General features: G+C 62.8%; 8 protein-coding genes. 3 read left to right on the top strand and 5 right to left on the bottom strand.

The window, feature by feature from the left end; genetic code table 11:
- Nucleotides 1-81: 81 nt before the first annotated feature.
- The 4 genes from FV226_RS28190 to FV226_RS24945 all read right to left on the bottom strand — a co-directional run bounded on the left by FV226_RS28190 (nucleotide 82) and on the right by FV226_RS24945 (nucleotide 5,536).
- The gene (locus FV226_RS28190; RefSeq protein ID WP_187278848.1) at nucleotides 82-255 is read right to left on the bottom strand and encodes a hypothetical protein; all 174 of its coding nucleotides are present in this window, start codon (nucleotides 253-255) and stop codon (nucleotides 82-84) included.
- A 1,306-nt stretch (nucleotides 256-1,561) separates the two neighbouring features.
- Nucleotides 1,562-2,431 carry an IS21-like element ISMex8 family helper ATPase IstB gene (gene istB / locus FV226_RS24935; RefSeq protein WP_187278849.1) on the bottom strand — a complete coding sequence of 290 codons (870 nt, stop codon included), beginning with the start codon at nucleotides 2,429-2,431 and terminating at the stop codon, nucleotides 1,562-1,564.
- Complete coding sequence (gene istA / locus FV226_RS24940; protein WP_147765027.1) at nucleotides 2,428-3,927, bottom strand: IS21 family transposase; 1,500 nt, start codon at nucleotides 3,925-3,927, stop codon at nucleotides 2,428-2,430. Before istA ends, istB begins: the two co-directional genes overlap by 4 nt.
- A gap of 328 nt (nucleotides 3,928-4,255) precedes the next feature.
- Nucleotides 4,256-5,536 (bottom strand): glycosyltransferase family 4 protein, encoded by a 1,281-nt coding sequence (locus tag FV226_RS24945; protein ID WP_147765028.1) that lies wholly within the window; start codon nucleotides 5,534-5,536, stop codon nucleotides 4,256-4,258.
- Nucleotides 5,537-6,711: 1,175 nt separating this feature from the next.
- Between FV226_RS24945 and FV226_RS24950 the strand changes: the two genes are divergently transcribed.
- Nucleotides 6,712-9,471 carry an autotransporter domain-containing protein gene (locus tag FV226_RS24950; RefSeq protein WP_147765029.1) on the top strand — a complete coding sequence of 920 codons (2,760 nt, stop codon included), beginning with the start codon at nucleotides 6,712-6,714 and terminating at the stop codon, nucleotides 9,469-9,471.
- Here FV226_RS24950 and FV226_RS28195 read toward each other — a convergent pair.
- Nucleotides 9,459-9,608: a hypothetical protein gene (locus tag FV226_RS28195; protein WP_187278850.1), complete on the bottom strand. Its 150-nt coding sequence runs from the start codon at nucleotides 9,606-9,608 to the stop codon at nucleotides 9,459-9,461. The genes FV226_RS24950 and FV226_RS28195 overlap by 13 nt on opposite strands.
- Nucleotides 9,609-9,792: 184 nt before the next feature.
- On the opposite strand from FV226_RS28195, the gene FV226_RS24955 reads away from it, so the two are divergent.
- Both FV226_RS24955 and FV226_RS24960 read left to right on the top strand, forming a co-directional pair.
- Entirely contained in the window at nucleotides 9,793-10,695 is a 903-nt protein-coding gene (locus FV226_RS24955) for a class I SAM-dependent methyltransferase (RefSeq protein WP_187273788.1), read from the top strand.
- Between the two features lie 573 nt (nucleotides 10,696-11,268).
- On the top strand, nucleotides 11,269-11,778 hold the full coding sequence (locus FV226_RS24960) for a serine acetyltransferase (protein ID WP_147765031.1): 510 nt from the start codon (nucleotides 11,269-11,271) through the stop codon (nucleotides 11,776-11,778).

Raw genomic sequence — 11,778 nt, forward strand, 5'->3', positions numbered from 1 at the left:
AATCAGAACGTCCGCCTGACGTAGCTTCGTGACGATCTCCTCGGGCTTCGGGTGCTTTGCCATCTCGTCCGTCCTCCAGGCTCAAAAGCCATACCAAAGGGCGGACCACTTCAATGGGGGCTGACCACTGTGACCGCTCTTGAACTGGAAAAGGCGCGTCGTCAGGTCCGTCATGAACACGTCCACGGCGGCGCTCACCTCGTCGTTGGTGACGATTTTGGCCTTGAGCAAGTCGCGGGTGATCGTGGTGCTCATTGCTACTGCTCCGAAGACGCCATCAGCCTAAAGCTACTCCACCGCTTCTGGATGCAACGAAGGTGTGCCACGGTAAGCCCTTGAGATGAGGGGGCAACCATCGTGGACCCGGCGATGCATCAGCGTACGCTTCACAACTGAGGTGTACGATCCGGCGACGGCTACGCGGCCGTGGCAAACCGGACAGCGTTTCTCAGCCTTTGCGTACTTCCCCTGCGCCTCGATGAGGCGGACAGCGAGCCAAACTCCGTCAACCTTCACTTCGCAGCGCTTCGCATCCAGCTCGGTCATAGTTTGAATTGCCACGCGAGGACTTCCTCAGCCAGTGCGCAGCGGCCACGGGCCTTAAAAGCTCGTATCTGCATAGGCGCTCGTACGGCGACACCGGATTCGCTCAGGGGCGTTTTTGAGCGGACTTCCTGGAACCGGCGCCGCGGATCAATCACGAGCCTGCGTATTCTCCGACGCGCGAACGCGGCGGCTTGCCATTGCGGTTGTGGCAATAAGTGCAATTCTATCTCTGATTGCATTTCACGTGGAACAAGGATCGGCTCCGTGTCCTACATGTCCTCGACGTTGAGCGGAACGAAACGGCTTGATCTCTCGGTCCCGCTGCTAATTGTGGCGGTGATCCCGTACTACGCATTGTGCGCGGTCTTTGTCATATGTTCATTGCCATTCTTGATGTTGTCAGTGCCGGCTGATTACATACTAAAAGATAAGCCAAAAACGCACGGAGATGTCGTTGTCTCTCTTATGGCATTGTCCATTATAAGTACAATCGCTGTCCCGACGGCACTAGCATATTCGTACTTTGCATAATTTGTTTAAGTTTCGTCTTGACATAAGCCTTTTAGTTTTGCTGCCGGGTATAATTGTGGCGCTCGCTACCAAGTCGCCTTCGCCTCATCCTTGGTGCAGAACATGCGTTCACTGGCCTTCTCATCAATTACGGTGCGCGTGTAGGAGTTCGTGCCCGGCAGGTGGTAAATCCGATCGCCCTTGGCCGAGATGTTGCCCCTTGATCGTGCATGTCATTGAAGCGGTAGAGGCTGCTGGCTTTGGCTCAGCGATAGTGCGTATGCTCTCCGCCCCGGACACAGCCGATGAGGTTCGTGGATGGACCAGAATCATGCCCTCGAAGTCTTCATCTTCAGCTTCGCTGTCTTCATGACGCTTTGGATGTAAAGGGCGGACCAATTCCAGGCCGCTGTGGCGGAGTAAAACCAGGCCGGTGGCGGCCGGCCGCTGGAACGATGAAGGGGCCCGATCGGACCCCTTCATCGTTCGTCGCCGACCATGAGGCTCAAGCTGGTAGGATCTCGCCCGTCTCGGGATCGTGGGGATCGGTGGTGGCCTGGTTTTGCTCCGCCCTGCCGTCGGCGCGGCCGCGCCGGCTGCGGGAGGATTTGAGGCGGTAGCTGTCGCCGTTCAGGCTCAGGATGCTGACGTGGTGGGTCAGCCTGTCGAGCAGCGCGCCGGTGAGCCGCTCCGAGCCCAGGACCGAGGCCCAATCCTCGAACGGCAGGTTCGAAGTCACCACGGTGGAGCCGCGCTCGTAGCGCTGGGAGAAGACCTCGAACAGCAACTCGGCCCCCGTCGGCGAGAGCGGCACGTAGCCGAGTTCGTCGACGATCAGCAGCTTCACCGAAGCCAGTTCGCGCTGCAGCCGAAGCAGACGGCGCTCGTCGCGTGCCTCCAGAAGTTGGTTGACCAGAGAGGCCGCGGTGGTGAACGCGACCGAGAAGCCCTTCTGGCAGGCCGCCAAGCCGAGCGCCAAGGCGATGTGGGTCTTGCCGGTGCCGGAGTTGCCAAGTGCGATCACGTTCTCTCGGCCGAGAATGTAGCCGCAGCGCGCCAGCTCCAGCACGAGCATCTTGTTCAGGCTCGGGATCACGGTGAAGTCGAAGGTGTCGAGGCTCTTTACCGCTGGGAAGCGTGCCGACCGGATCCGGCGTTCGACCATGCGCCGTTCGCGATCGATCAGTTCCAGCTCGACCAGCCGGAGCAGGTAGCGCGGGTGGTCGATGCCGCCCTGGGCGCATTCCCGGGTGACCTTGTCGTACTCGCGCAGCACTGTGGGTAGCTTCAGCTGCTTGAGGTGGTGGGCGAGCAGGATCCCCGGCGTGCCGCCGGTGCCGCCGCCCGACATCGTCTCGTCACGTGCCGCACTCATGCCGCCACCTCCGGCACCAGCACGGCGTAGTCGGCGGCCACGGTCGTCCTCACCATGGTCCTGGGCAGATGCGGATAGGCCGCCAGGTCGAGCCGGGGCGGTCGTCGTTCGAGCCGGGCCAGTGCGATCAGCTTGACCGCGTCGAAGCCGATCGCCCCGAGCCGGATCGCGTCGGTGACGGCCGAGGCCACGACGTCCTTCGGCATCGCCTCCATCAGGCGCAGCACCTGAATGAACTCGCGCTTGCCGCCGTTCCCCATGCGCGCCTCCAGGAGGTGGCGCAGGTGCTGGAACGCTTCGGGCGGATCCCAGCCCTGGAGCGCGGCCGCCTGGTCGAGAGCGTTCGGTTTGGTCTCGATCAGCGCGAGGTAATGCAGCGGATCGGACACGAACACGCCCGTGCCGTAGCTGCGCTCATGCCGGGCGATCTCGATGCTGCCGCATAGGATTACGACCTCCTCGACGAAGCCCTTCACCAGCACGTCCCGGAAGCCGTAGGCGGTCGGCACCGAGTAGTCGTTGCAGCGGTAGCGAACCAGCGCGGTCGAGGAGACGCGCCCAGCCCGCTTCTCGCAGGGCTCCAGCGGGACCGCCGGCAAGGAACGCAGAACGGCACGATCGGCGACCAGTCGCGTGCCGATGCTCTCGGCATGCTGTCCGGCCCGCTCATCCTGCCGGGTCCGGCAGCGTCGCTCCAGATCCGCGTTCAGCGCCTCGAAGGACGCCGCCACCGGGGCCAGGGTCATAAAGTTGGACCGGGCGTACTTGACCAGGCCTTCGACCTTGCCCTTGTCGTTGCCCTTGCCCGGACGCCCGAAGCGGTCCCGGAACAGGTAGTGGCTCACCAGCTCGGTGAAGGCACGGGTACGTTCGCGCTGGCCTCCGCCGCAGATCTTGGTGACCGCGATCTTGGTGTTGTCGTAGAGGATCGACAGCGGCACGCCGTCGAAGAACTCGATGGCAGCGACATGCCCGTCGAGGAACGCCTCGGTGGTCTCCCGCGGATACGCCTTCACGAAGCAGGCGTCGGAATGCGGCAGGTCCATGCAGAAGAAGTGGATCTTCCGGCGTACGCCGCCGATGGTGGCGATCGCTTCGCCAAAGTCGACCTGGGCATGACCCGGCGGGTGCGCCAACGGCACGAAGGTCTCCCGCCCACTCGCGCGTGCGATCCGGACGTGATCCTTCACCACCGTGTAGCCGCCAGCGTAGCCGTGCTCGTCGCGCAGACGCTCGAAGATCCGCTTGGCCGTGTGACGCTGCTTGACGGGTGCGATCCGGTCCGCCTCCAGGATCGCATCGATCACCGGCAGCAGCGGCCCCAGCTTCGGCTTCTCGATCGGCTTCGAGCGCGTGTAGCCCGGTGGCAGTGAGAACCGGCACATCTTGGCAATCGTCTCGCGATTGAGCCCGAATACCCGAGCTGCCTCACGACGAGAGTGGCCGTCGATGAAAACGAACTGCCGAACGGCCGCGTAGACTTCCACGGCAAACATCCTGGGCCCCTCCCGAAAGAGAAGCCTCTCAAACTGGCCGGCTTTTACCCCGCCCGCATCAGCACGGCGCCGACGCTCCAGTGAATGGTTTTGTCACCGCCCTACACACATCGCCGGATGGTTCCGGGCATGGACACGCGGGTGGTAGCTCAGGTGATGGCAGCGGTCGCGGTGATGGCAGCGGAAGCGGCGGTGACTAACGGACTATTCAGCGTTGTCTCGTCAACGGGTCGTCGCGCACGTCTATGAATGGCTTCGACAGCACCTGCCGCCGCGATTGATGTCAAAATGCACCCGTAGGAACGGACCGACTCTGGATCGTGCGGGATTAAACGGACTTGTGCATCGACACCTTGTTCGCCGCTCCGGCGGGGCCCTGCCGCGATCCGTGAAGGGTGAGCCGCAGCATGGCGCTGATCCCCTTGGCGGCCGAGGGTGCCGAGAACACGCTCTCATAGCGTGCGCGTGCCGCAGCACCAAAGTCGTGCCAGGTGGACGGATCGGTGACGATCTTTGCCAGGGTCTTTGCGAGCGGCGTCGGCGACCCAGCCGGAACGACCCACCCCGTTGCGCCGTCGGTCACCACTTCTTTCAGGCCTCCAAGGTTCGTGACAAGCGCCGGCATGCCGTAAGACATCGCCTCGATCGCCACACGGCCAAGCGATTCAGGCATCTGCGAGGGCTGCGCCACCACGTCGGCCCAGCGGTAGAGGTCGCTCGGGTCGGTGACGAAGGGCTGCATACTGACCTGCTCGGAGAGGCCAGCCTCGGCGATGCGGGCGGCCAGCGCTGCCTCGCGCGCCGTGTCCTCGAAGGCGCTACCGACGATGCGCAGCTCGATCTTTTCACGCACGGCAGCAGGCAGGGAAGCCAGCGCCTCGACCAATACGTCCTGCCCCTTGATCCGACTGATCCGCCCGAGCATCAGCAGGCGTAGCGGACGCGAGCCGTCATAATCCTGCTGGTTCGGCAGCGTCGGCCCGGTGATCCCGTTGTAGACGACCCGTGACATGACCGAGGCCGGCATCGCGTAGGCGGCTTCCGTGGCGCGCGAGTTGAAGACCACGTTGGCCCCACTCCAACGGATCAGCCCCCGCAACACCGATAGCACCGCCCCCTCCGGTATCTCGTGGACATGCACGACGCTACGACCCGGCAGGAGCCGGGTGGCGAGAAGGTAGTCGGCCACCACCGTGGTGTTGATGTAGACGAGGTCGCTCGCACGGATCCGGCGCAAGGCCCGAGCCACCGCGAAGGGCAGCGCCATCATGCCGACCGTGGCAAGCCGGATTAGGTTTTTACGCCGGAGGATCCAAAGCGGTTCGATCATGATGTTGCAGTCGATCGCCTCCAGCGCCGCCAAGATCGGGCCTGAGCGTGGCAGCACCACGTCGATCTGTGCAGCCGGATAGGCCGCACGGATGGTCTGTACCGTTTCGACGAAGCACCGGTCTGAGCCGTAGAGCTCGAAGCCTTGATGTACGCAGGTGATCCGCTTTACTGTCACGCTCCCGGCAACGCTTGTCCGCCCCGGCCCGAAGACCGTGCCGATACGGGGATCATCGGCATTCGTTTCAGAAGATGAGACGAGTAGTGATTTATCGATCATGGGATGAAAAGTCCATAGATATATACAACCAATGGTTGTAATTAAGTAAAGCATTGCGTTTCTGTCTGCTCGCTACAACGGGATGAGGCATTTGAAAATACGAATTTATGATCGGATTTGCGTAAACACTGCTGATTCTTTGGATGCGGGGGATGCAGACCGCGCATGGAACTTCCGATAATTTTTCAGAGTGTCTTGCACGGTATCCGTCCGCCGTGGGGCTGACGTGTTGCCATTTGTTGCAAGCGCGCGATCGAGCCGGTTCGCAAACGCGGTTCTAGATCGGCGTCGAGTTGAGCTCTGACGAGGTCGCGATGAAACGGGCCACAGCGATGCTCGCCCGCGACGCGCTGTGCGCTCACGAAGTGGCCATGCCCGGCGGCTTCCGTCTCGTTCTCGCCTAAAACAGCGCGGAAATCCTGCCCTGTCCGCCGGCTGCGGCGTTAGAAACCGATTGCGACGGAGGCTTGCCGGTATCGATAGGGGTCAGGCCTTACCGCTCTGATCCTGCCGTCGTAGTCGAAATGGTCATGTGCCAATAAAACGATTGTTTTACCCACGATGAGGGACGGCAGCTATCGACCTTGTCAGCCGTGCCGACAGTTGTCGGCGCGCTCCGCAAGCAATCTTCCATCTGCCGTCGGGTCACATCTGTTCGGGGTGTTTAAGGATCCAATACGGTCAGCCGCCAAGCAATGTTCCTACGCAGATTGTGGAATTTGAATCTCAGGATGTTTCGTATAGTATGAACTGGAAGATTTTTACACGGCGCCGGTTTTAGAATTAGGATCGTGATTACGGTCCACTCGGCGTCCGTCAGATCATTTTATCGCATAGGCCCGAACGGCCATGCATCTGCCGCGTTGGCCTGGGGTCCACATTGCAGGTCCAGGTCAGGTTTCAGCGCCTTGTAGGGTTCGTTGCCACCTTAGCCGCTCAACCTCGCCACGGACCTTGATCGGTCAGGCACTTACACGCGGCTTGCCAAGGGGGGCACCGATGTCGATCGAGAAAAACAACCCGCGATTGTATTTTTTCAACGTGGTTGAGGCCGCGTTAATTGTTTCGCCGCCACTTGGAATCCGTCTTCACCGCGTCGTCGTGCCGTCACGCTCGGCACTCGGCTGGTGGCCGCTCGACCGCCGGACCGTCTCTTCGCGCCCTCGGATGGCCGCATGTCGCACGCCAGTTCCTGCCCGCCGCGAAGCCGCCTACTCGCGACGACCGCCTTGCTGCCGCTGATACTCGGCATGGCGGCGATGACGGTGCCGGTGGGTCCGGCGCACGCCGCCTGCGCGGCGACCACGACAGGTCTGGCCTGCGACGGGCCGGACGACGTGACTCTGGCGAGCTCGGTCGGCGGCTCTGGTGGCCTTTCGAAGGCTGGCACGGGCAGCGTCACGCTCTCGGCCGCTAATACTTATGCCGGCGGCACCAGCCTCACTGCCGGGACGCTGTCGACGACGGGGGCCGGGACGCTCGGTGTGCCCGACGCAGCGCTGGTGGTCTCGGGCGGACGACTCGACCTCGGCGGCACGACGCAAAACGTCGGATTGGTCCGGCTCACCGGCGGCACCATTGCCGACGGGACGCTGCGCGGCTCGGTCTACGACGTGCAATCCGGCAGTATTGATGCCGCGCTGACCGGACCCGGCCCGCTCGTGAAGTCCGGCGCTGGCACGGTGACGCTGTCGGGCGCCAACACTTACTCAGGCGGCACCCGCGTCGACGGCGGAACGCTGCAACTGACCTCGACTGGACGCCTCGGCGCTGCGGACGCCGCCCTCGTGGTCGGCGGCGGAACGCTCGACCTCGGCGGTACCAGCGCGAGCGCCGGCCCGGTGGTGCTCACCGCCGGTACCATCCGCAACGGCACCCTGCGCGGCACAATCTACGGGCTCCAGGCCGGTACCGTCGATGCGGTCTTGTCGGGGTCCGGCTCTCTAGCCAAAAGCGGCGATGGCACCGTGCTTCTCACCCAAGCGAACAACTATTCCGGCGCCACCACGGTCACCAACGGGATCCTGCGCTCCGGGATCGCCGGCGCTCTCCCCGCGGCCACGACACTGATCGTCGCCGGGGCTGGAAGCCTCGACCTCGCCGGCACCAACCAGAGCGTCGCCGCGCTCAACGGCGACGGCCGGGTTTCACTCGGCGGCGCCACCTTCACCGTGGGCTCGAATGGCGGCGATACCCTGTTCTCCGGCACCATCGACGGTACCGGCGCGCTGGTGAAGGCCGGCGCCGGGCGGCTCGATCTCTCCGGCAACAGCCCACTCGCCGGCAGCGTGACGGTGGCGGAGGGGCGCTTGCGGGTCGGCGGCAACCTCGGCGCGGCCGACGTTTCCGTCGCCTCTGGCGCGATCATCGAGGGAACCGGCACGCTCGGCGGCCTCAGCATCCGAGGTGGTGGCCGCGTGGCTCCCGGCTACGATGCGATTGGTACGCTGTTGGCCAACGGCAACGTCCTGTTCGAGGCAGCCTCGACCTACCAGGTGAAGGCGGACGCCGCCGGCCACAGCGACCGGATCGTGGCGGGCGGCATCGCGACGTTGCGCGGCGGTCTCGTCGACGTACAGGCGCAGGCCGGCACCTACCGCGCAAACACCACCTACACGATCCTCGACGCCGCGGGCGGCGTGCAGGGGCGGTTCGCCGGCGTGACCGCGAACTTCGCCTTCCTGACGCCGTCGCTGACTTATGCGGACGATGCCGTGCAGCTCCATCTGGCCCGCAACGACCTCGGCTTCGACACCGCCGGCGCGACCTTCAACGGCGTCGCCGCCGGACGACGCGCGCAATCGCTCGGCACCGGCAACGCCGTCTACGACGCGGTTGGCCCACTCTCCACCGCTCAGGCCCGACAGGCCTTCGACGCGCTTTCGGGCGAGGTCCACGCCAGCGCGGTTACCGCCCTCGTCGAGGCCGGCGGATTGGTGCGCGAGGCGATCCTCGACAGGATGCGCTGGGCAGACGGCGCCGGGCTCACCTGCACGCCGGCCGGTTCCGGCCTGCCGGCCGAGCGCGCGCCGGTCGCCAGGGTACCGCTGAACTCTGTGCCCGAATGCGGCACCGGCCTCGGACCCGGCAGCCTCGACCAGCGGGTCGTCGGCCTTTGGGGCCAGGGCTTCGGCAGCTTCGGCCGCACTGCCTCGGACGGCAACGCGGCCGCCCTCGGGCGCAACACCGCGGGCCTCGTTGTCGGCGGCGACGTGGCGGCGAGCGACATGATCCGCGTCGGCGCAGCAGCCGGCTACACCGACACCGCGCTCGACGTGCCGCTGCGACTGTCGCGTGGCAACGTCCAGACCGGGTTCGGGTCGGTCTATGCCGGGATCGGGCTGGGCGCGTTCGATCTAAGGATCGGTGGCCTCTACGGCGTCAGCGACACCGAGACCCGGCGCGACGTCGCCTTCGCCGGCTTCCGCGACAACACTCACGCCGCCTACGGCGGCAGCGTCGCGCAGGCGTTTGGGGAGGTCGGCTACCGCATGGATCTCGCCGGCCTAACGCTGGAGCCCTTCGTCGGCGGCGCAATGATCCGCGTCGGCCAGGACGCCTTCTCGGAATTGGGCGGCGCGGCGGCACTGGCCGGCGCGGCGCGCGACACCACCGTGACGACCGCCACGGCGGGCGTACGGGCAGAGGCGCGGATCGACGGCTTCATCGGCGGCTTGCCGATCCTGCTGCGCGGGCTCGTCGGCTATCGCGGCGCCTTCGGCGACGTGACGCCAACCGCACTTCTGGCCTTCAACACCGGTGGCGTCTCGGCGCTGACCCGCGGCGCGCCGGTCGATCGCAGCGCGGTGGTGATGGAGGCCGGTCTCAGCTGGGTCGTTCTGCCTACCATGACCGTCGGCCTATCCTATGCCGGGCAAGTCGGTAGCCGCGCGCAGGACCACGGGGCGAAGGGCAACGTTACCTACCGCTTCTGACGGCGCCACCATGCGACGAGGTCGGCACGAGTCGCCTCGATCCAGCGGGCGGACTTTTTAAGCGGCACCTTCAGATCGGACAAGTCCTGCGCCAGCAGCGCGAGGCCGAGCGAAAGCACCCACACGTTTACTGACAAGAGCCTCCCCATGGCTGGAACGCATAAGTCAGGGAAGACCACTTCTTTGGGGCAGGCGGGGGGGGGCGATCGAAATCCGAGTCTGCGTATTCTACGCAGTTGCATGGACCGATTTAATACAATCAGAAATAGCAATGATCGCACCTCACTGCTTTTTTGCTCAACCATGGGTCCGGCGGTGTGGATGTCGATCTGGTCCAGTTTCACTGTTGGTCCCGGCTATATGAACGATCTGAAAGAGCCTAACACAATGCTGAGATCACCCATCACGACACTCGATGGCTATCGCGGTCTCCTACCACGCGCTTGGACACGGGACGAGACCTGTGACGAAGCCTACGTCGACGCGCAGAACGACTTCCAGGCGGCCAAGGCCCGGGCCTTCGTCTTGCCGATCGTACAAGAAGCTCCGGTCCGGACCATCCTAGACGTAGGCTGCGGCATGGGTGGCATGGCGGTGGCTCTGGAAACGGAGGGCTACGAGAGCTACGGCATCGACCTGCCCGGGCTGACGCGCCGCTGGTCCTCGGCCGGCCGGAGTGCCGACCGGTTCTATTTGGTCGATCCGGACGCGTTCGAGCTCCCTTTCCTCGACGGCAGCATCGACTTCGCTTTCACCTTCGGCGCCATCGAGCACGTCGGCACGACCGACGGCCACGCCCACCGCCGTCCCGACTGGCACGCTGTCCGCCGGCAGTGGCTGCGGGAGATCTTCCGCGTCCTCTCGCCGGGTGGGCGGATGCTGATCGGCGGCCCCAACCGCGCCTTTCCGATCGACGTGGCCCACGGTCCCGACAGCCAGGCGACCTCCTGGGAGCGCTGGCTCGCGCGCCGGCTCGGCGCGACGGTTCACCGGACCTGGGGGGAAAATTTTCTCTGGGCATACCCGGACGTTCATCGCTACCTTGAGGGCCTGCCCTACGCGATGGAGGCTCGCAGCATCGGCGGGTTTCTCGACTTCTCGCGGGTTCCGGCCTTCGCGCGTACGGCGGCACGCGCCTACGTCAATCGGATGCCGCGCGCATTACTGAGTACGGGGTTCAACCCGTGGGTAATGGCGCTGGTTACTCGCCGCGCCGACATGTGAGCCGAGGTCCAGGCATGCCGCGTAGGTTCTTATAGCGCCTCTCAATCGGCCTTGGAGATTGCAAGTGACGGCGGCTTACGAAGTAGACAGCCGAAAGGTATTGCCTATCGGCTCCCGACGGCTACCAGATGTATGTGGTGGCCTTCACTCGGATCAGAATCAACGGCGGCTTTGGTGCTGAAGTTCCAGGTACCTACATCTAAAACCGCGCCCTGCAGCGATGATTGCTTAGATTGACCGTTCATTTGTACGAGAATATTTTGCTCATTACTATCTCTGGTGAGACCGAAGCGATCGGTGTGAAGGTCCGCATCGTCAATCACATTATGACAGCAATACTCCTCAAAACGAGCAAATATAAATAATTCGTTAAACAAGCAAAGGTCAGGGAGTTCCTGAAGGCTTCATTATGCTAATCTAGATGATCCTTCCGCGTATTCCCATTTGTGGGCAAGCGAATAGCGCCTTGTATATCAAACATAAGCCAAATCGTACTATCAGATAAGCTTACATTTTTCGAGGAATTAATTTTTTGCAATAGTGATATGGCCGCTTACTAGAAAGAAAACATAAATGTCAAGCAAATGGGTCTTAAGTTGGTCGCAGATGAGAGATGGTCTGAGAGCTGATAAAGAGCACTGGAAACGACGTGGGATATCTCTACCTCAACTTCACCGCGGTTACCATGCAATTGTTCTCTATCGCTTAGCTCGACTGGCCCACGAATGTGGTTTTAAATTTATTGGCTGGGGAATTTGGATATTTAATAATATTTGGACCAAGGCTGACTTACCACCATCGAGCAAAATCGGTCGTGGGCTATTTTTGCCTCACCCAATTGGAGTGGTTATCTCGGGAGCAATCGGCTGCAACGCATATATTGGAATGCAGGTGGGTGTTGGGGGCCTTTTAAAAGCGCCTGAAAGAGATATTGGAGGTGGGCCGGGATTGCCGGTGATTGGCAACAATGTTATCATCGAACCTCGTGTTCTGGTGCTTGGATTAGTGCAAATTTCAGACAATATAACTATAAATCCTGGGTCAATTATTCTTAATGACATCAATCAAAACAATCAGATTTGA

The organism is Methylobacterium sp. WL12 (genome assembly GCF_008039475.1).
GTDB lineage: Bacteria > Pseudomonadota > Alphaproteobacteria > Rhizobiales > Beijerinckiaceae > Methylobacterium > Methylobacterium cerastii.

What these genes read in the sequence shown, in the direction of transcription:
- FV226_RS24955 (WP_187273788.1), top strand. Translation starts at nt 9,793, where the DNA reads ATGTCGATCTGGTCCAGTTTCACTGTTGGTCCCGGCTATATGAACGAT.
- istA (WP_147765027.1), bottom strand. Translation starts at nt 3,927, where the DNA reads ATGTTTGCCGTGGAAGTCTACGCGGCCGTTCGGCAGTTCGTTTTCATC.
- istB (WP_187278849.1), bottom strand. Translation starts at nt 2,431, where the DNA reads ATGAGTGCGGCACGTGACGAGACGATGTCGGGCGGCGGCACCGGCGGC.
- FV226_RS24945 (WP_147765028.1), bottom strand. Translation starts at nt 5,536, where the DNA reads ATGATCGATAAATCACTACTCGTCTCATCTTCTGAAACGAATGCCGAT.
- FV226_RS28190 (WP_187278848.1), bottom strand. Translation starts at nt 255, where the DNA reads ATGAGCACCACGATCACCCGCGACTTGCTCAAGGCCAAAATCGTCACC.
- FV226_RS24950 (WP_147765029.1), top strand. Translation starts at nt 6,712, where the DNA reads ATGTCGCACGCCAGTTCCTGCCCGCCGCGAAGCCGCCTACTCGCGACG.
- FV226_RS24960 (WP_147765031.1), top strand. Translation starts at nt 11,269, where the DNA reads ATGTCAAGCAAATGGGTCTTAAGTTGGTCGCAGATGAGAGATGGTCTG.